Raw genomic sequence first — 22,923 nt, forward strand, 5'->3', positions numbered from 1 at the left:
TCTAAAAAATTATAACAAGTTCATTTAATAAAGTCAATAAACAGATTTCCTTTATTTTTTAATTTTCTTTTTTCTTTTTGCTAAGTGCTGCATAAAGAGCCATCATGAATCCGGACAAGGTCACCATCACCTTACCGGCGGCATTCTGCCGGTCGCCTGTCTTAGGCAGTTTGCCAAGGGGTATGTTTCCGTCGTCAACAATTAACAGATCCACGGATCCCCCGCTGGGCAGGTCTGCAAGCGGCACTGGGTCTGGCAAAATCGTCACCGTTTCACCCGGACCACCTGGGTTATCCTTTCCGGATGGTCCTCCTGATGAACCTCCGCCGCCTTTGATTTTCTCATCCTGAATGGTAATGGTAAAGCTATTGATTCCATCGAATGTCACAGGCGCTATATTGTTGTTAATATAATATCCGGCCGGAGCTTTTGTCTCAAGGAAGGTGTAGGTGTCCTTTGGCAGTCTCTTTATCACAAACTGCCCGTCGCTGTCGGTTACAAACCTTCCTGCTGCCGCCTTATCGTCCGTATATCCGGCAAAGGACCCTTGATCCAGCTTCACATATCTACCATCAGAAGCCTTTAAGATAAATTCGGCGCCTTTTAGTTTCACATCCGCATAGACCGCATTGGTTTTTACTACAGTGATCTTAGACGGCATATTCTCAATCGCTCCATTTGTTTTTTCAAACAGTCCTGGCTTGGTATAGCGGATCTCCTTATTGGAGTCATTGATTGTAAACTCTGCTGACCATGGAGTCGTTCCAAGAAGGTATCCATCCGGTGCTTTTTTCTCAACCAGACGGTAAGTGCCGTATGGCAGGTTCGTGATAACCCCTTTTCCGTTCAGCACAAAGGTTATGGTATTTCCTAACACCTGATCAGCCGTCCAGGAGACGCCCTCTGATGCCACCTGATAACGGTAGCTGTCCCAGGCTCCCGGAACCAGGGTAGAGAGGTTCGACAGCACAAATTCTGCTCCCTCAAGCCTCTTTCCGGTATTTTCACCGTCTACCTTTTCCATTTCCAGATTTCCGGTGCTGATCTTATTCGTCACAGCAATGGTCACAAGAGCTTCATTTAAAACCGTCACCGCACTGCTGTTGTCCTTTAAGATACTTACTTTGCCTTCCTCGTCGATCCTGATATAGAACGGCTCTATGAGATCGTACCGGCCGGTTGAGATTTCCCTGATCCGGTAATCCCCGTGCTTAAGTCCCAGGTAAATGATTCCGTCCTCACCGGTCGTAAACAATCCGGTGTCGGCGTCCGCCTCAGTCTTAAACCGGTTGGCTCCAAAAATAGATAAAACTCCATTTTCTTCATACCGTCCTGGTCCTAAGATCTCAAACTGAATTCCGCTTACCCTGTTTCCAAGATTATCCAGTTTCTTAAGCTGGAGTTCAAACTGGGCCCGCTCATTGACTACTGCATTGCCGTTTCCAAGGTCAGCTTCCCTTTGGTCCTCTGTAATGGCAAAATCAAATTCTGCCTTTCCATTAAGGCTCAAATAGCCGTTTGGTGCCTTTTCTTCCTTAAGAGTATACGTTCCATATGGGATTCTCTTCATGTCAACATGGCCGTTTACCGCCGTAAAGAGGATTTTTCCATCTTCTGTCTCAATGTCACTGATTCCCATTGCATTCAGCTCATCCTGGCTCTTGTTTTTTAAGTTTTCTGTAAAATCTTCAAAAGCTCCGTCTACCTGTGCCTCTTTCTTTGTCAGGGAGAACCGGGCGTAAGCAAGCGCTTTTCCTGTTAAACTGTCGACCTTATCAAATACCAGAGATCCGGTTCCATAATCATCGGTAACGAAATCATTTCCGTCTGCCTGGACCGTGTAAGCCTCTTTTTCACTGCCAAGTGTTACTTCATATACTCTGTCGCTTAATTCATAACCGGCAGGGGCTTTTTGCTCCTTTACATAATAAGTTCCCAAAGGAAGCATCTCTGATTCCCCAATGCCGCCATTTCCAGTTGTCATGGTGCCGGCAAGTGCTGTTAAGTCTATGTCGGAGTAGATCTTAAATACCGCCCCGTCAAGTCTCATCTCATGGTTGTGGGATGCAGCCTTGTTGATACGTATTTTGGCCATATTCCTCACATCATATACCATTACGGTTTCTGTATTGCCGGACCGGAGCACGGTAATCTCCTTATCAGCAGTCACGCCGTAGTTAGCAGGCGCTTCGATTTCCTTTAAAACATAGTTTCCTGCCGGGAGACGTTTTACAGTAACCCTTCCATCGCTTCCGGTAGTAAACGCAGAACCTTCCGCCTGGCTTTCCTTTAATCCGGTATAAGAGTTGTTTTCATCCAGAGCCACATACGTTCCGTCTGTGGTCATCAGCACAAACACTGCACCAGGCAGTATTTCTTCCGTCATCTGATCCCGTTTTTCAATGTTCAGCTCGTGAGGCGTATTGACGATTCCACTACTTCCTGTCAGGTTTACACCTTCGGCACTTTCAATGGTAAAATCCTTAACCCATTCACTTCCGCTGCTGAATAAATATCCTTCCGGCGCCTTTAACTCCTTTAAGGTGTAGCTGCCGTATGGGATCTGTGTCAGAATACCTTTCATCGAATCTTCGGTTCCGTCTACCTGGAACCTGATATAGAGCCTTCCGTTCTCGGTTCCTGTTGATACATGAGATACTCCAAGACCGGTCACATGATTCTGGTAAGCGGCAAATGCTCCGTCAATCAATGAGGTTCCGCTTAACTCAAACTGTGCTCCCGTGATAGCCTTCCTGGTCTCCCCGTCGAGCTTTTCTAAGTCAAGGGATCCGGTTTTGATCACATTCTTTACAATCAGGTTAATCTGGTTCTGTTCTGAGCTGCTTAAAGTAAGCTCGCTTCGTCCTTCCCCATTTAACAGAGAAACGGTTCCATTTACATCAATTCTTACATAGAATGGTGCTACTGTTTCATAACCCTCTGCGTCCAACTCCTCTATTTTGTAATCCCCATATGGGAGATTCCAGGTGATGCGGCCTTCTTCATCGGTCTGTTTTACTTCATACCCGCTTTCAGACGGATCATTTAACTTAAATCTGTCCTTGCTAAACGGGTTCCAGGAGCTGCTTTCATATTTTCCAGGACCGGTTATGGCGAACTTTATTCCGGCTACCTTGTCGTTGCCTGTATTATCCGCCTTCTTAAGACTTAAGCTGTATTCGGTTCTGGTATTCTTAATAAGGTTGCCCGGAAGATTTGAAAGCACTGCCTTCTGCCCGTTGGTTTCGATCCGGAATTCGATATCAGCCTGCTTCTTTGTAATATCGTATCCATCAGGCACCCGGATTTCTGACAGGGTGTAGGTTCCGTATGGGATTCCGGTGAGTGTTACTTTACCAGTTACCACTTCAAATTCCACCGCATCGTCTATTGCCGTTACCTTTGTCACTCCCATGGATTCCGGATCTGCCTTTATGGCCTCTATAAATGCCTTCCAGGCATCCTCTACCGCTGCATCCTTTTTCTCAATCCTAAATGCTGCTCCGCCAAGCTCTTTTTCCGTTAATCCGTCCAGTTTTGTAAATTCCAGACTTCCGGACACATATCCGTTCTTGACCGTTATAACACTTGGTATCGGGTTTCCATCTGTCTTAAATTCCTTGCTGAGAAGCTCCCAGGCCTTCTGCCCCTTTACCTGATAGGAACCCATCGGAACCATATCATCGGTCTTTGCATTGGCAATTTCATATCCTGCAGTCGCCTGATCCTCTACAACGATATAATTCCGGTAATAGAGAAGCTCACCCGCACTCCAAATTGCCTCCGTTCCGTCCAGAGCCGTATTGCCCTGGGCAACCGGTTTTCCTAGTGCTTCTGTATTCGTAATTCCATTTTTCTTAAACGCTGTCATCTCCTCGTTCGTATACGGGCCATATACGCTGAAATGAGCGCCTTCTACCGGATTTCCGGCTTCATTTGTCTTTTTAATTGTTACATTTCTAAATGGTACAAAACCAATATCCTTTGTCTTATCATAAATATCTCCCGTCGACCATAAGAAGAAGTCTTCCGATGCATAAGAACCCTTTCCACCTTTAAAGTTACTGTCAAGGCTCTCTTCGTAATTACTACCTTCCTTTACTAAAGTCTCAGGAAGCCTTGATCTTCCGGCCTCCGGATTTTCCCCGGTGGAAAGCATGGTTGGTTTCGCCAGCTTAAGCACCAGATCTTCATATCCCACAGGCATATCTTTGGTTTTCACAAAAATCTGGTAGTGAGCAGGATCGTCACCCTTTAGCTTTGATACGATTAAAGACTGATTGCTGTACCAGCTGTTTTCCTGATCCTTGGTGAATTCCGATCCCGTGATGCCAAAGGGCTTTGCAGGGGTCAAACCGTCAAACAGGAATCTGGCATCGCTTAATCCTACCGTACCATTATCTTCATTGTCGCCGCTCTTACCGTACTTCATCAGACTGACCTCAAAATACTTGGATTGAAGCAGCGGAAGCAGATCCGTAAGAAGATGATCATTTTCAATGCTCTCATCCTGGATACCATTGTTGTTATCGTCAATCCATATCCGTCCTGATACCTTTACTTTACCCGGAATCAAAACTACCTGAACTGCATTGCTGGTCTGCGCTTGGATGAACTTAATCTCTGAATCATCTGATAAGTTTTGCTTGTAACTGTAGGAAGTTGCAAAGTCATTGACCGCATATCCGTAAGCCACGTCATCCAGCTCCTTTTTTTCCGTATAAGGAACAACCGTTTCATAGGTCACTACCAGATTTTCTCCCGGAGCCAGATAGAAGAAAGGATCTGTGATCTTAATGCGGATGGCTGAGGGATCATTGGAGCTTACGTTCCAGAATCCATCACTGTTGTCGCTAAGCATGGAATCCTTCCCAGCTTTTGCAGTAGCCGAATCTTTAAATACCTTATCAGAGTAAGTCACTTCATGGCTAAAGCCTGAAACCTTCCGGCCTGAATCATGATCCATTCTGTTTTCAATGGCAATGGACTGGATTCCCACATACTTCAGCCGGTAGTCACTTTTCCGGTCAAAACCGCCGGTACTGTAATCCCCCTGCACCGGAAGAATATCCATGAACTGCAGCTGGGTGATAAAGTTGCTGGTTGAATCATTGTTTACCATGAGCCGGTATAATACGCTGCCGTCTGAATTGGTGAGGTCCGTATCATCCGCACTCTTTCCCACCGTTCCTACCGTTGTACCAGATACGAATCTGGTGTCTAAATTCCCCTTTACCTCCTTATGAAGGACCAGCCCGGTACCGGTGCTCATGGTGTTCTCCGCAGAATCCGAAGCGTAGCCATAGCTGCGGTACTTTTCATCGGGAAGTTTTACATCCTTTGGCAGGTCTGGGCTGGGCCATTTGCTGCCAGAATCCGTTTTAATCATAAAGGAGGCACCTGTCTGGTTTAATGAAAACGCAGGCTGCAGAACATCGCTGGTAACATAAAGTTCATTGAGAATGTTCTTTCCGTAATTAATAACGCTGCCCGCAATTTGTGCTTTCACTTCTACCGTAACAGATTCGCCTTTGGCTAAAGCTCCGTTTAGCTGGATGAACAAAGTCTCCCGCCCGGTATCTTTATCAACTTTTCTGACCGTTTCTTCAATGGTAACCCCCTCAGGAGCATTCTTTAAGGTTACAGCCTTTAACAGATGGTTTTCACCCGCTGATTCCCCTGATACGGTAACTCCAAGGGGTACATAATCAATGAGAATTGGCTTTTGCATTGGAACAATATCAGGATCATTGCTTGTGGTATCATTCTTTACATAAAGCGTATAAGTCAGGATATCACTTGGCTGTATTCCTTTAATAGGATCAACACTCTTTTTCACCGAAATAGTCGGCGCCTGGCTCTGAATCACCTGGATATCGCATTCCTTTTCTGCCTGGCTCTTTTCCTGATTCTGAGACAGGGTTCCATTGATATCCCATGTTCTAAAGTCCATAGCCACATCGGCCACGTTGTGGATATATTTAATTTCTTTCTTATAGGTTCCGTCGGGCAGCTTTGCATCCTGACGGTTTAATTTTACCGTAACCTCTATGCTTCCCGGTACAAAATCATTTCCAAGGACATAATGGTTATCCGTAGAGCCTTTTAACGTGTCATCCCGGTAGCTGATCTGGAAAGATTTCACCTTTTTTCCGCTTACCGGTTTTACAAGACCGATTTCACCGTCACCGGATACCGCAACGCTCTGTACCTCTCCCACCTGGTTTCCGCTAAAATCATAGAAGGTTACATCAGCCATAATGGTACCTGTTTGTGCGCCCTTGATACGGTTCTGTTCCGTGGCTTTCCCCGGCTTTACTTCGGTGATCGTATATTTTTCATTGGTATAATCAGCCTCTGACATCACTGATTTTCCCGCATCTAACATCTTTAAGCCCGTATCCGTAATTACAAACCGGTCCAAAGGTATGCTGTTGACTACATGAGGTGTCAGGGTATAGGTCACTGTCTGGCCCTCATTCCACCATAAATCCTTTAATGTGGTTGTGAGGGATGTTTTATCCAGTGTTACTCCTGTCTTCTGTTTTACATTTGTAAACTCACAGGCTTCTGGAATAATACCCTTTGTAATTTCCACTTCTTTCCTGTAAATGGTTCTGGTATCATCCTTATTAATCACATAGCCCAGGCTGTTCTGGGTCACTGCCGTCTCTTCGATGTCATAGGTTCCCGGTAGGAGTAAAACCGTAATTCCTGTTTCTCCGTACGGTACGGCAACCATATCTCCAACCTGATTTCCTGTTTCCTTTTCCGTTATTTTCATGAAAACGGCAACGGAGCCACCCGGATTATCCGATTTATTTACATCGTTCTTAATGAGTCTTAAAGGCAGCGCTTCCTGGTTATGGGCTTTAAAGCCATATACTCCCGGAGTAACGGTATTGTTTCCTGTCAGAACATAAAGATCAAGACCTGCTTTCGTTTCACCGTTCTTTATTACATCTGCGGTCGTGGGAAGGATGGTTCCCTCATCCCCTTCAAAGGAAGACATGCGGAATGTTTCCAGGCCATATTCCTTCTTTGTTACCTCATAAACCCCGTAGGAATCGCCTGCCGGAAGATCAAGCCCACGGAAGGAAAGTTTCCCCTGGGAATCGGTGGTCCCTTCTGTAACATAAGTCCAGGTACCTCCGGCTGATTTTCTGTAAAGCTCAAAACTGATTCCTGACTTAAGAGATTCCAAACCTCCGTTTCCGCTGTATTTGGTAATCTCTAAATCAATACCGCCCTGATTCTTAACGGTAATCTCTGTTGTTTTTCCTGCTTCTGCTGCCAGGCCTTCCGCCGGTATGGCCGTTGTAATTGCAATATAGCCTGCAGGAGCATTCACTTCTTTTATATAATAGATTCCAGGGCTGTATACCTTGGTGGAGAATACAATTTCATATACTCCGCTCTGCCCTATCTCAGTGAAATCTCCCACCGCTTTTGTCAGCTCCGGATCGGAATAAAGCTTAAAGGCTGCTCCCGTTAATTGATTGGACGGATCCATTCCGTCTACCTTGGTCAGGCGTATCTTAGCCTTGGCATATTGGTTATTCACTGTAATGGATACCGGGTTTTGGGAGGTAAAATCAGACACTCCGCCTGCCTTGATATAACCATCTGCCTGAAGAGTTCCGTTATCATCCACGCCTAAGGCCGAAAGCACCCAGTCAGAGTTTTCATGTTCCTTTAAATAATAAGCGCCGCCCACCGGATTCTGAGGTAGGAGTACCGTTCCCTTTGCCGTGTAGTAACCATCCTGAGCTGCAAAGCTTTGTATCTTTACCTGTACCGGTTTGCTGTTTTCATCTAACACCTGTTTATAGGCATTATTGGAATAGGTGTAAATATCAAATACGATTTCAGCCGGGAGCTTACCAGCAAGGTTCTCATCATTTTTGAACCCGTCGCCAAAGAAAAGCTTCTTGGTTACAGTCAGCTCCGCTTTCTTTCTGTTTTCAATGGTCACAGAAACAGTGCCTTCGTATCCGCCTGCCATATCTCCCACCACGGCTACAATCATTGGCTGAGCGTCAATGGTATAGCCTGCCGGAGCCTTCTGTTCGGTGATCCGGTACCAGCCAGGCTCACAGCCCTTCATGGTATAGGAACCGTCTTTGTTATCAGTCAGGGTCCCCTTAACTGTAAAGCCCTGATCTGGTTTCTCATATCCTTCATCCGTTACATTCTGCAGGACTCCTCCGATTAAATCCGTGCCGGAACGGAACTTTAGATATTCCACTTTAAAGGAAGCGTCTGCCATGCCAGAACCACTTGCCTTGGTTTCTGCATCTGTCTTATGAATGACAAGATCAGCCAGACGTGGGTTCTTAACGACTGCGGTTGCCAGCTTTCCTTTCACGCCTCCTACCGGAACCAGGGTTACCTTTTCTCCGTCCGCTTTTGCCTCATATCCCACATTTACTGTCGCTGTTTCAAAATATCCGCCGGTCACGGCTATTGCCGCTTCGCTTCCTAAGGCTTCCGCCTTTATGGTGTAAACGCCGCTGTTTAAGTTAGAAAAGCTGGCAGCATATTTTCCATTCGCCAGTTTTATGGTAGCCGCCTTGATCTCACTGCCGCCTTGCTTTTGAATGGTAAAGCTGATTCCGCTAAGGTCAATAAATGGATTTCCTGCCCAGGTGGTCTTTTCAATTACCAGTTCCGGCTTCTCCGGGTTATAGACGTTTACAGTGGAAGGAGTGCTTCCGACTGTAAAGTATCTCCAAAGATCGTTCTCACCGGTATACATGGTAATATAGTTCTTCTGCTGGCCAACGGTCAGGGTTTCCTTTAGCCTATACCGTCCTGCTTTTAAGCCATTGGGTATCTTTACCTGGCCATTGCTTTCCGTGGTATAAGTTCCGATCTTTACATAGCTGTAACTGCCGTTTTCCCACAGATACTGCCAGATTTCAAACTGCACACCGCTTAAAGGAGTTTTTCCAATGTTAAGAACATTCAGTTCCTCATCGGTTTTGCCAAAGGTACCGGTATCCGGCACGTATCCGTATTTTGCAAGAGTTACCGGATATTGATCCAGCACTGTGTTTATCAGACGGTATTCCTCAGATTTTCCCTGCTCCCAGAAATACTGGGAATCAATGATATCCTTATTTTTCGGAATCGCCACTTTCAGGTAATGAAGGGTAGTGTCCATCTGGATCTTGGAAGGTGCATATACCTCTTCCAGTCCAAAGAGAACTTTTACCTCTTCATTCTCAAGTTTAAGGATCCTTTCTATACTGGTTTCATCATATCCCTTGCTTTCAAGCTCAGCCTTAAGTTTCCCCATGCTGATCATCTTGGAAAGGGCATAGCCTGTTTTGTTCTCACTGTCGGATTCCAGACCGGTTTCAACCACTTCCACAGGAAGCAGCTTTTCTTTACTATCCGGATCCAGAAGCCATATCTGGAATTTAGCTCCGCCTAAAAGAGTTGGTTCTGCATTCGGCTTTCCGGCATCCTTTAACCATTTGTTTAATGCGATCTGGAAATAGTATGCATCAAGGCCTCCCGGTCCTTCTCCATGCTGATTTTTCACCACAGCGATTTGTTCATTCCGCCCGTTTTCATATAGGTGAAGCATATCATTATATCCTGAATAACCGGAGTCTTTTGGTGCAAATACTGCTACGATCTGCCGTCCTCCTGGCAGCTGATATCCTGGTGCTGCCTCATCCTCGACTAGCCAGTATACCTTACCGGTTTCCAAAATGGCGGTATCAAATTCTCCAGCCGCCCTGATTCCTGTCTTCGGATTGATCCGGGTGCCGCTCTCATAGCTGTCAACCTTCTCAAACAGGCCTTCATCAGCCAGATCTTCTAAACGGATTCCTGACAGGTCTTTCTCATCCCCCTTCATTTTATAAAGGGTAAATTTAGCTCCGTTGATATTTTCCGCTGAATGAGAAGTTCCATCATATGCCGTTCCATTACAGGTTTTTAATATATTAAACTGAGCCCATGGCTTATAGTTATAAAGTGGATCGGTATTCTGGATTAAAGAATCCGCTGTTTCTGCAAGATCCTTACCCGTATATTTCACTGAATTGTACGTCCCTGCCTCTAAATCTGAAACAGAGAGAGTTTTTGGCGGTTCGCTGTTCCCTTCTGCCAAAGGTGTTTTATCCATCATATTCAGATCAAAACCAAAGCCGGTCTCTTCCTTAGTGGGAACCCGAACCTCAACCACATAATAGGTATCATTCCGGTTAATATCATAGAAGGTTGCAATACCGTCATAGGTATTGGTGGTTTCTGTTTTCACGTAGTCTGCCGTGACGCCGTCTGCATTTACCTTATAGAGGGCCAGTTTTACGTTTCCAAGAACATGATCCACCGGATAGAATTGATAGTTCCATCCATCTCTCCAATATTTCTGGGTGCGGATGGTCAGCTTAGGTTCGTTCTTAATAACAAGCGGACTTCCGTTTGTATCGCCATTGACCGTGGTGATGACTTTGCCTTCCATTAAAGTAGTCGTTAAAATTTCATAGGAAGGCAGATATCCTTCCGGTGGTGTTATTTCAGCTATAACATAAGCAATCCTGCTTCCATCGGTGTCAAAGATCTTAAGGCTTGTGCTGTCAAAGGTTGCCTGACCGCTCCCGCTGGTAGCTGCCGTCTGAATCGGATTAAGAATGCTGTTTTCCCAATTATTAACATCAAATCCTTCCGCTTTGAATATACCAAAAACTGCCCCGTTCACAGTGGTATCCCTCAAGGCATCTTTTTTGGTGACCGTTACTTTTCCATAATCCTTATAATTTACTAACGGCTTATTCGGTCCTGCCAGATAGAGAGCCAGATTCTTTTCGCTGCTTGCAGATGCTGCGGTTATTATGACCGGTCCATAATATACATCGGTCCCGTAAACCTCATAACCAGGATCACCTGGATGGGCACCTTGTGCTTTCTCAGCATCAGAAAGCAAATAATAAGGATTGATATTACCGCTTGGAACCACTTCTTTAAAGTAATACGTTCCAGGAGCAAGCTGAGTTGAAACACTGGAATTCAAACTGCCTGCAATTGTAAAGTCACTTCCGTTCTTTACATAAACATCAAATGGTATTACTGCATTTTGATTTGCCGTTCCGTTTGCATCGTATTGTGTCTTCTTGATGGTAACGGATTTATATGGCTTATTTTCAAAGGTCCGGCGAGTCTCCATGTTTCCCTGGGAAAACCACCGTTCCAGATCTGCTTTTAGAACAGGCCCATTTGGAGTTGTGATCTTAATGCTATTCCCTTTTACAAAATTAACAGGAGCCACTATTTCTTCAATGATATAGTCTGTTCCGGGATCAAGAATAACATATGTCCCCACATTGGATACCGCACCGTTAAAAATCACTGTCTTATCAGCATCTCTCGTAATTTTAAATTGTGCTGTTATCGGATTTTTATTATCTGTGATATCAACCTTATAAAGCCAGTAAGGAATCTTCTGAGGAATGTTATAGGCCTTTACGGTCGTATCACTTTCTCTGGTTACCTTATAAGGACCGATGAAAACTTTTTCCTCCGAAATAACCGTCTTCGCAGAATCCTCTGGTTCCAGCCTTCCGCTGCTGTTAATCTCAGACCAATAGTATTCCTTTGTTACATCAAGGCCTTTTACCAGAATTTCTCCTTTGCCATCTGTTGTATAAACTTTTTGGGGCAATACTTCAGCAAAGTCATTCCCAACTTTATAATAAAGGTTAAACTGGAATCCACTTTTTGAAGCATTCTTATTTAAGCTATTGCTGTTAATGGACCAGGCATCCTTTTGAAGTTTTAAGGTTCCGCCCTTATTATTTTTCAAATCTACCTGAGTCATCTTTAAAGCTTCAAGAGTAAAGGTTTTATAAATGTAAGTCTTATTATCCTTTATCTCCTGTGAAAAACCGTCTTTGCTTCCATTTCCGTCGGAATATCCTTCGGGAACTTCTTCAACGACACGGTACTCAATTATTTTGCCGCTCCCATCAAAAACAGGAAGCGCCGCAGTAAACTGGCTTGCATCATCAAGAGAGTAGTTGGTTTTAGAGCCAACACTCACTTTTTTCCATGTTCCCCCCACATTCTCCTCAAACCAGAACTTATTGTTAAAGTCTCCTCTGTTGGCACCGGGTACTTTTATATAATCACCCTTGTCATCCTGCATCCACTTTGTTACATTTATCTTTGCTTCATTTAATGTGTTGACAAGGATGTTATTCCCGGTTTTTACAGGTGATGTCTTACCGGCCTCTACGGTCACTTGATAATCATGATTGTCAAGGATATAACCATTGGCACTTTTTTCTCTCACAATATAGTCGCCAGGCGTAACAGGCTTAAACAACACATATCCCTTGTTATCTGATTTTACGGTTTTAACCTCTGAAAGACTTCCATCTTCATTTTTCTGATAAAGAGTGAATTCTGCTCCATCCAAAGCTGCTAAATTTGTTTCAATAAGATCTGCACTGGTCCAGGTACGGGCCTTCTTATAAAACTCAATCGCTCCTTTTCCAATGACTTCGTTTACTACCGTGATCTCTGCTCTTTCATCAGCCTTTAAGGTGACTTTAATATCATCTCCACTCACAACGGCATTTGTTCCCACCTTTGCAAAACTGAACTGGGTTCCAACAGGATTTGACTTCTCTTTGATCACATAGGTTCCCGGATCCACCTGGATCTGGATATAGCCATCGTCCCCCGTCGCGTAGAATCCGCTTTCCGTCTCTTCGTTAGAAGGATTGACTGCAATGTTATTATTGTTAATTTTCTGACTATGACTGTCTATAACCGTATAATTGTCATAAGGCGTTTGGCTGTTGTCAGAATCCAGGGAATAAATCTCGAAACCAGCCATCCCGGGATATTCTTTTTCCATGGCTAAGTCATATTTCCGGGTAAAGCCAAGGCCCTCGTCAATTTCTTTCTTTATTTTGATAACTGCAGGCTTATTGACTTCATGGACCGCAACATTTACATCAGAATCTTCTGTCACCAGTTGATCTGCTCCCAGCTTCACATATTCCAGATGAGCCTTATTATTTATAGTAAATACGGACATGTTCTCTGCGCGCTCATCATTGTATTTCAGCAAAAACGGTTCATAGGGATAGCGGGCGGTTACCAGATAGGAGCTGTAGGTAGGTGCCTGATCCGATACATAAATATGGTCTGCCCCGTTTTGTCCCTGGGTTTTAAATTGATCAATAGTGATGGACCCATCCTCGTTGTTAATCACATGGACTTTAGATCCGTCTCCCCATGTGGCTGTTACGGAAACAGGCTTCATGGCCTCAGGTGCATGTTCCGTAAGGATCTTAAGGGAGTCTGTTATCCTAAAAGAATCCTCCTTAAAACCGGTACGGCCATAGGTCTGGTAAATCGTTCCGCCCGGCTGTCTGGATATATCGCCTGAGCTTCCATACATACCGACTTCAATCAGATAGGTAATGTCCACAAATTCAGGGTTTCCTGCGTTGTCTCTTACCACCGTATAAGAGTTATCCGCAGGGCTTACACTCTTTTTAATATGCCATGCATCATCGGACACAAGAGTCATTGTGGTGTCCGCCGGCTGCTCCGCAAAAGTAATTGTTTCAATATTTCCCGGGTAAGTCACATGTTCCTTATCTGTCTTATCCGCGACCTTAACGTCAGCATAGAAAGCCACGCTGTCCTGAGGCAGTGTGAATTCCTCACCAACCGCTCTTTTTCCATTTTCGTCAATATAGGCATTCATGGTTATACTGTCTGATTTGCCTGGACGGATCACATTCTGCTCATCTCCGACGCTGATTTCATAAACTTTTCCCTCACCATCTGAAGATACCAGTTTCACTTTTCCGGGCTGCTCTTCTATGGCTATGCCGTCAGGAACCGTAAAGAGGATTTTAGCATTCTCATAGGAATCAAACAAAGAAAGCTTTCCTCCTGCAGCATATTCATACAGAGGTGCTGCCTGCATGGTATAGGTGATGGTATAGGTATATAAAATTCCTGCCTTTATGGAACCGGTCTTGCTTTGTGAAAGATTCACTTCAACCGCTTCCTTCTTATCTGCAGCATCTGGCCCATAATAAGTCAGAGCCGTTTCATAAGGACTAAGCTTTCCTTCACTGTCCACCTCGGTATTAAGCAGGGTTATTCCATAGCTGTGAACTACCATGCGAAAGGATGGCTGGCTGAGGAATGAGAATAAATTTATCTTTTTTTCCTCTCCATTTAAGGCGGCCATATCTGTTCCCATCAGGGCTGCCCGTTCCTCTTCTGACAGGATCTTCGAATCCCCTACAGAGACAAGATCAGCATCATCACTGCCGGAATCATCCATGTCTGCTTCAGAATCTGTTGCCCGTGTAATTTCAGTACTGAAAAGCACAGGAACATCATGCCTTGATACTGAGAACCCATTTATACTCAGGCTGCTTACAGAAAAATCTTCCCCGGATCCTTCCGAATTGGAATCTTCCTCTTTGACTGCATTCTCTGATTTTTCTGCGGCTTCTCTGGAATGCTCTTCCGTCTTAGTCTCTTTCACATCCTCTGTCTGGCTTTGTGTTTCTTCAGCCGGCTCCGAAAGATTCTTATCAGTCTCACTGCTTTCCTGAGCCTCAGTTTCCTGGATTCCGGTTTCTTCCGAATCCGTCTCCTGAGCCTTGTTCTCTTCCTCTGTTACAGCAGCTGTTTCCTTGGTCCCGGCACTTCCGGAACTCCCAGAGCCTCCGGATTGTTTCCCGGCTGAGGATGGCTGTTTAGAAGTCTTTGAAGTTTCCCCTTTCACTGCAAACTCTTCCATCTGGGCGTCTGTGATCATTAAATCATCACCAATGATCCGCAGCTTAAATTCACAATCCCGGTCCTTATAACCGTTGACACCGATGATCTGAATATTCTTTAAAAATGATTCCTGTTTGATCCGTTCGGATTTATCGGTTTCGAAAAATAGTTCTCCCTCCAGGGTATCGGATACCACCACCAGATACATGGCTTTTCCAATCTTTTTCTGGAGCACCAGAGTCTTTCCCTCCAGTTCTTCATACAATTTTCCTATGACCAGATCTTTTTGATCCCCTTCAAAAGGGATTAGATCTTCCTCTAATTCCGGTCTTCTGTCAAAATCCTTTTTAAGAACCTTTTCAATGGCTGACTGGGTGACTTGGACGTCAATAATCCTTGCTGCTTCGGACGGAGTAGCTTCCGACGGAGATGCTTTCCCTGCATTGGATGAAGATTCACTTCTTCGTTCTGTAGTCTCAGAGGCATATGCGGTAGTAACTGTAAGCTGTGATATATTTCCGGAAACAATCGCAGCTGTCAGCAACCAGGCAATTACCCTTTTTAAGCGATGCACTTTCTTCACTGCACCTTTCATACTTTAACCTCCTTTTTTACTTCTATCTTCTTGTTATAATCTATTGATAAGTCAAAAGCTGTATTTTCTATTTATTCAGTATATAATCCGTTGGTTACAATCTGGTTATATTATCCTGGTTTTCAAAAAAAATCTTTGTAACCACTTTTGATTGTTAACCTATTTTAATTATTGGTTGACAATTTAATCAGCATGTGTTACCATGCCAATAGAATTTTATACCAGATAAGGGAGCATGATCTTATGAATACAGCAAAATCGTTTCAAACAAAGAGCTCATCTGCAAACCGGATAACCACAAAGGAACTGGTTCTGGCCGGTATGTTTGCGGCTGTTCTTGCCGTAATATCCCAATTATCTATCCCTATGCCAACAGGAGTTCCCATTACCATCCAGATCTTTGGAGTGGCACTTATAGGAACCGTGTTAGGGTGGAGGCTGGGCTTTTTAGCAACTCTGATTTACCTCCTCTTAGGCGCTGTGGGCCTGCCGGTCTTTTCAAACTTTCGCGGAGGCATCCAATTCCTGCTGGATCTTACCGGCGGTTACAAATGGGGCTGGCTGATTATGGTGCTCCTCTGCGGCATCAGGCCGAAAACCGGCAGCAAGCTTCTAAACACAATCCTTATATTTCTCCTTCCGATTCTTGGTACTCTCATGGATGAAGCCATCGGAGGCCTTCAATGGGCAGCTTTATCCGGAGATATGTCGGTATCAGCCGTATTTTCCTATTCCATAGTGGCATTTGTTCCCAAGGACATTATACTTACAGTGATTGCTGTTATCACCGGAATTCCTATTCGAAAAGCCGTATCACGGCAATGATAAAGATTCTGACCGGCCGGCGCCTATAAAAGCGCCGGCTTATTAACGTTAACATTCCCATATGTCTTGACAGGAAACATTTTGAAACTTAAAATAGTTACATTGCCTCAACACAAATAATCAGAAAGGAAGTTCAGTTTCCATTTGGCTCACTGAACGGTGTTACTCAAAGATGATTCAGGATATTTTCCCCCATGTTTTCCATAACGAATTTCATATAAAAACACCTGGCATGGACAGCTATTTTCTTTATTTCCAGGATGGCCGTCTCCTCCTTGATCACAGAACTTCCAAAAGAATCCCTCAGTTTGAAGATTTAAAAAGCCAGAGCAAGGAGGCCATGTCCTGCTCTGACTATCTTTTTTCCATTGACCAGATGGACTTTTTTCTTATAGATGAAACCGCAGTCACACTGACAGCAACAGATTCTCTTTCCTTTTATGAAACAGGGGTCATAAGGGATCTAAAGCCCATGTGGGTGTCCTTTGCAGCTATTTCCGCAGGACAGCTCCACCGGTTTTACGGCTCCAACCGGTTCTGCGGCTGCTGTGGCTCACCTATGATGAAAAGCAAAAAAGAAAGGTCCATGGTCTGTTCCTCCTGCGGCAATACCGTTTACCCAAAGATTGCTCCAGCCGTCATTGTGGCTGTCACGTACAACGGAAAACTTCTGCTGGCTAAGTATGCCGGAAGGGAATATACCCGGTATGCCCTGATCGCAGGCTATACAGAATTCGGAGAAACCCTGGAAGAAACGGTAAACCGGGAAGTGATGGAGGAAGTAGGGCTACGTGTCAAAAATATCCGCTATTATAAGAACCAGCCATGGGGATTCAGCGATTCCATTTTAGTCGGATACTGGGCTGAGCTGGATGGTTCTCCACAGGTCCGCCTGGATGAAACAGAATTATCCACAGCCGTCTGGATGGCTCCTGAGGATATCCCTGATGATTTCACCAATTTAAGCCTGACCCATGAAATGATCCTTCTCTTCAAAAATGGAAAAGTGTAAAAATAAAAAAGCAAAAGGCCGCCCCGAGATTCGGGTACGGCCTTTTGCCACCTATTTAAACTTATTTACCATAGTAAGCCTTTAAATACATTTCTTTGATCTCACTCATAAGAGGATATCTCGGGTTTGCACCTGTACACTGGTCATCAAATGCATTTTCAACCATTTCATCCAGAGTATCCAGGAAGTGTTTCTCATCGATTCCATATTCCTTAATGGTTGCCTTGATTCCCACTGCCTTCTTTAATTCCTCAATCTTAGCAATGAACTTCTTAAGCAGATCTGCATCATCCTTACCTTCGATACCACAGAAACGTGCACACTCTGCATACCTTGCAAGGGTATGAGGATACTCATATTGTGGGAAGGTTCCCATTTTTGTAGGAACTTCACAAGCATTGAATTCCATAACCAAGGTGATCAGCAATGCATTTGCTACACCGTGTGGAAGGTGATGATAAGCACCTAATTTATGAGCCATGGAATGGCATACACCTAAGAATGCGTTATTAAATGCCATACCGGCCATACAGGAAGCATCTGCCATCTTACATCTTGCCTCTACGTTGGTTCCGTCGTTGTATGCGATAGGCAGATAGTTAAATACATTTTTCATTGACTTAAGAGCAAGACCATCGGTATAATCAGAAGCCATTATGGAAGCATAAGCCTCCAATGCATGAGTCATAACGTCAATACCAGAAGCACTTGTAAGGCCCTTAGGCTGACTCATCATGTTGTCTGCATCAACGATAGCCATATTCGGCATTAATTCATAGTCTGCAAGCGGATATTTCACCCCTGTTTCCTGATCCGTGATAACCGCGAAAGAGGTTACCTCTGAACCAGTACCGGAAGAAGTTGGGATCGCTACAAAGTAAGCCTTTTCACCCATTTTAGGGAATGTGTAGACTCTCTTGCGGATATCCATAAAGCGCATGGCCATATCCTGGAAATCTACCTCAGGATGCTCATACATTACCCACATGATCTTGGCTGCGTCCATGGCGGAACCACCACCTAAGGCGATAATGGTATCCGGCTGGAATGCCTTCATAGCCGCTGCTCCTGCCTGGGCATTTGCAAGGGTCGGGTCTGGCTGGACATCGGAGAATACGGAGTAAACAATGCCCATTTCATCTAATTTATCTGTAATCGGTTTGGTATAACCGTTCATGTAAAGGAAGGAGTCTGTTACTATAAATGCTCTCTTTTTGTTATATACATCCTTTAATTCGCTAAGTGCGACAGGCATACAACCCTTTTTAAAGTAAACCTTTTCCGGATTTCTGAACCACAGCATGTTCTCTCTCCTCTCAGCAACGGTCTTAATATTCAGCAAATGCTTAACCCCAACGTTTTCAGAAACAGAGTTTCCGCCCCAGGAACCACAGCCCAGAGTCAGGGATGGCTGAAGCTTGAAGTTGTAAAGATCGCCGATTCCGCCATGAGAAGAAGGAGTATTCACCAGGATACGGCAGGTTTTCATAGCCGCTGCATGCTTTTCCATTTTCTCTTTTTCATTTACATTTATATAGAGAGAAGAAGTATGTCCGTAACCGCCGTCAGCAACCAGCTGTTCTGCCTTCTCAATGGCTTCATCAAAGGTCTTAGCCTTATACATAGCCAGAACCGGTGACAGTTTCTCATGTGCGAATTCTTCTTCAATATTAACGCTCTCAACTTCACCGATCAGGATCTTTGCGGATTCAGGAACTTCCACGCCTGCAAGCTTTGCAATGGTGTGGGCTTTTTGGCCTACGATCTTGGCATTTAAGGCTCCGTTGATAATAATGGTCTTACGAACCTTATTCAGTTCATCTTCCTTCAGGAAATAGCATCCTCTAGCAGCAAATTCTTTTTTAACCGCATCATAAATAGGTTCAAGTACTGTTACAGACTGCTCAGAAGCACAGATCATACCATTATCAAAGGTCTTGGAATGAATGATGGAGCTGACTGCCATCTTAATATCCGCCGTATCATCAATGATTACAGGGGTATTGCCTGCACCAACGCCAAGGGCTGGCTTTCCGGAAGAATATGCAGCCTTCACCATTCCCGGGCCGCCGGTCGCCAGAATGATATCTGCGCTTCTCATGACCTCATTGGTCAGTTCCAGAGAAGGAACGTCGATCCATCCAATGATCCCTTCCGGTGCGCCGGCTTTGACAGCTGCATCAAGTACCACCTTTGCAGCCGCAATGGTAGAATTCTTTGCACGGGGGTGAGGGGAAATCATGATAGCATTTCTGGTCTTTAAGCTGATCAGTGTCTTAAAAATAGCAGTTGAAGTTGGGTTTGTGGTAGGGATAACTGCCGCAATCAGACCAATAGGCTCTGCAATTTTCTTAATGCCAAATGCCTTATCTTCTTCGATCACACCGCAGGTCTTGGTGTCCTTATAAGTGTTATAAATATATTCTGCAGCATAGTTGTTCTTAATGACCTTATCTTCCACAACACCCATGCCGGTTTCTTCTACAGCCATTTTTGCCAGAGGAATTCTTAACTTATTGGCAGCACTTGCTGCTTCATAAAAGATCTTATCCACCTGTTCCTGGGTGAAGGAAGCAAATACTCTCTGAGCCTCTCTCATGGCTTCCATCTTTGCAATCAGGGCATCTACACTATCAATGATATCAGGAATTCTTACCTGTTCTTCTTTCTTTGCCATCATGATTTTCCTCCAATTTTTAAATAGGTTAAATAGTTATATAGATATTTTTATATCGATATTTTTTTAACGATCTATCGTAACTTCATTATATGTCATTGTTATTTTTTTGTCAATGTTATATTTTACAAAAAAATACAAGGTTCAAGCTATTTTTTATTCAAATCTTATATTTTGACTTTAACATGATAACTCTTCTGAGCGCTCTGCTCTTTTCTTATAAAACATATTTTCAGAAGAAAAAACACTCCTGATAAACAGAGGAACGGTTAAAAAGCAGTCCTTTTATCTTCCCTTGCGCTGTAAGCTCAGATAATTTATATTATGAAAACAAAAAAGTTTTTACAATCGGATGGACGGCAGTAAAACACTGCCTTTTATCAGAAATCTGAAAAGCGATTTCTGATAAGTTATATTCTGAGCATCTATTTCCTGGTTTATTATAAGATAAAAGAACGAAATAAGGACTTTGGACGGATTTAAAAACTTGGCAATGCGCATCATGTATGATATAGTAAGCCTTGAGCCGCAAGGTTTTCTGTGGGGAAATATAATTATGTTACCTTAAATACAACTTTTTCAAAGGTACGGTTATATTTTTTATATATAAGAATAAGAGGATTTAAAAATTATGAAAATTACAATTGGAATTGATCTTGGAGGAAGTACCACTAAAATTGTAGGATTTCAAGATAATAAATTAAAAATTCCTACTTTTGTTAAAGCTGATAACCCAATTGCATCTCTGTTTGGAGCTCTTGGAAAATTCATCTATGAAAACAACATCCAGTTGAATGAAATTGAAAAGATTATGATCACAGGGGTTGGCAGCGCATACGTAGACCAGCCTTTATATGGAATTCCTACTTATAAGGTAGACGAGTTCACCTGCAATGGTCTTGGAGGACAATACTTTACAGGGTTAAATGACTTAATCGTCGTGAGCATGGGAACAGGAACCTCTCTTGTCCAGGTAAACGGAGATAAAATTGTCCATACCGGAGGAATCGGCATTGGAGGCGGAACCATCCTCGGTCTTTCAAGCCTCCTTTTAAAAACCCAGGATATCTCCCAGATCATGGAGCTTGCTAGCAGGGGAAATATAAGCAACATTGACTTGCAGATACAGGATATCTCAAAAAAGCCCCTTCCAGGCCTTCCTCTTTCTGCCACAGCCTCTAACTTCGGCAAGGTACGCAATCTTGTTTCCGACGAGGATATCGCTGCAGGAATCATTAATATGGTGCTTCAGGTGATTGGAAAATCTGCTATTTTATCTTCCTTAAACAGCAACATCAACAATTTTGTCATGACCGGGAATCTTGCAAAATTCCCTCAGTGCAAAGGCGTCTTTCAATCTCTTGAAACGATGTTCCAGGTCCATTTTATTATACCGGATCAGGCAGAATACGGTACTGCAATAGGAGCAGCCCTTACAGAAGAACGCCATATGGAAATGAGGCAGATTTTATATCCTTCCGAAAATACGCCTTTATAGAATTATTGTAAACTAAAGATTTTTCTCAAAAAACCAGGTACAGCTTTTGCCGTACCTGGTTTTTTATGAATGATATCCCAATGCCTGCTCCAAAGCATCCTTTTCTTCGCTTCCAAGCAAAACATCTGTTTCTCCTCTTTCCACTTCCTTGATGTAAACATAGCACCCTTCCCGGCTATGAACAGAATTCAAAACAAAACCGGAATTTGTATAATCGAGGATTGCCATTGCAAAACTTAAGTTTCCGCCCATCCCTTTAAACGCATTGTATTTTACAAGCCCGAATTTCTGGAGAGCACTTCTGTAATTCTTATTGGTATTTCGAAGAGAATCTTTATTGGACCGGTCTTCTGCTTTTAATTCCGCAATATCTTCCATCTGCTCCATAATAATCTCTTCCAGAGTTTCTGCATCCTTCCCCCTCATAAAATAGTCGTATCTGCGATACAGCTTTCTCATCTGAACCAGACATATGATTACAACGATCAGTAATATCATGGTAATTACAGCTAATCCAATGATTAAAAAAGCAGGGTCAACCGGCAACTGATTCAATATACTGTTGTCCATTCTTTCGTCCTCGCTTCCATGATGTTATCTTATGGATTCTATCAACTCTACTATTCTTTCCAATTCTGCCTCAGAATAGTACTCTATTTCCACTCTTCCTTTATTACTGTCTTTCCGGTTGATGCTTACCTTGGTTCCCATGGCAGTTTTCATCCGGTCTTCCAGTTCTCTGAAAATCAGGAAAATGCTCTCATCCTCTTCCTTTTTTTCTTTTGGTTCCTTTTTCTTTGATAAGGTTTTTACAAGTTTTTCCACCTCACGGACGCTGAGATTTTCAGCGACGATCCTTCCCGCAATCTGAAATTGCAATTCCGGATCATCAACAGCCAGAAGCGCCCTGGCATGTCCTCCCGTGATCTGGTTTTGAATAAGCATATCCTGGACTTTTTTCTCCAGCTTTAATAAACGCATGCTGTTGGCTATTGTTACTCTGTTTTTGGCCACTCGCGCTGCGATCTCTTCCTGCTTTAATCCAAATTCCTGCATTAGCTTTTGATAAGCCTTGGCTTCTTCAATGGGATTTAAATCTTCTCTCTGAACATTTTCAATCAATGCGATTTCCATTGATTGCTGCTTCGTATATTCCCGGATTACCACAGGTACTTCTTTCAAACCTGCCAGTTTTGCTGCCCTCCATCTGCGTTCACCGGCGATGATTTCATAGAAATCCCCTTTTTTCTGTACTAAAAGCGGCTGTAAAACACCATATTCTTTCATGGATTCCGCCAATTCCATGAGGGATTCCTCCCGAAATTCCATTCTAGGCTGATTATGGTTTGGTTCAATGGAGGATAATTTGAGGAACATCTCTTTTCCGACTTCCGGTTCCTCTTCCTTTTTTTCTGCTTTTGCGTTTGTCTGCTCCGGTTTTGGATGGTTTTTCTTTTCCTGTTCCTCTGCCGCAGATTCCATTACTTCATCTCCGAAAATTGCTCCAAGACCTTTTCCTAAACCCGTTCTCTTTGCCATAA

7 protein-coding genes are annotated in these 22,923 nt (G+C 43.7%); 3 read left to right on the plus strand and 4 right to left on the minus strand.

Annotated elements, in window-relative coordinates; translation table 11 throughout:
- Window positions 1-58: 58 nt before the first annotated feature.
- Window positions 59-15,370, minus strand: a complete 15,312-nt coding sequence (locus tag BMX69_RS19665) for a doubled motif LPXTG anchor domain-containing protein (RefSeq protein ID WP_100043299.1) — start codon at window positions 15,368-15,370, stop codon at window positions 59-61.
- A gap of 243 nt (window positions 15,371-15,613) precedes the next feature.
- Between BMX69_RS19665 and BMX69_RS19670 the strand changes: the two genes are divergently transcribed.
- Window positions 15,614-16,195 carry a biotin transporter BioY gene (locus BMX69_RS19670; protein ID WP_054791208.1) on the plus strand — a complete coding sequence of 194 codons (582 nt, stop codon included), beginning with the start codon at window positions 15,614-15,616 and terminating at the stop codon, window positions 16,193-16,195.
- 232 nt (window positions 16,196-16,427) lie between these two features.
- Window positions 16,428-17,207, plus strand: a complete 780-nt coding sequence (nudC, locus tag BMX69_RS19675; protein ID WP_242941305.1) for an NAD(+) diphosphatase — start codon at window positions 16,428-16,430, stop codon at window positions 17,205-17,207.
- 61 nt (window positions 17,208-17,268) lie between these two features.
- Here the strand turns inward: nudC and adhE are convergent, their stop codons facing one another.
- Window positions 17,269-19,884, minus strand: coding sequence for a bifunctional acetaldehyde-CoA/alcohol dehydrogenase (gene adhE / locus BMX69_RS19680; RefSeq protein ID WP_100043901.1), 2,616 nt, complete (start codon window positions 19,882-19,884; stop codon window positions 17,269-17,271).
- 631 nt (window positions 19,885-20,515) lie between these two features.
- Between adhE and coaW the strand changes: the two genes are divergently transcribed.
- The gene (gene coaW, locus BMX69_RS19685) at window positions 20,516-21,382 is read left to right on the plus strand and encodes a type II pantothenate kinase (protein WP_054791209.1); all 867 of its coding nucleotides are present in this window, start codon (window positions 20,516-20,518) and stop codon (window positions 21,380-21,382) included.
- Between the two features lie 63 nt (window positions 21,383-21,445).
- Here coaW and BMX69_RS19690 read toward each other — a convergent pair whose 3' ends face one another.
- Together BMX69_RS19690 and BMX69_RS19695 are read right to left on the minus strand one after the other, a co-directional pair.
- Window positions 21,446-21,952: a DUF4446 family protein gene (locus BMX69_RS19690; protein WP_025230636.1), complete on the minus strand. Its 507-nt coding sequence runs from the start codon at window positions 21,950-21,952 to the stop codon at window positions 21,446-21,448.
- Window positions 21,953-21,976: 24 nt separating this feature from the next.
- Entirely contained in the window at window positions 21,977-22,921 is a 945-nt protein-coding gene (locus BMX69_RS19695; protein WP_100043301.1) for a ParB/RepB/Spo0J family partition protein, read from the minus strand.
- Between the last annotated feature and the right edge of the window lie 2 nt (window positions 22,922-22,923).

It is taken from the genome of Lacrimispora sphenoides JCM 1415 (assembly GCF_900105615.1).
Lineage (GTDB): Bacteria > Bacillota > Clostridia > Lachnospirales > Lachnospiraceae > Lacrimispora > Lacrimispora sphenoides.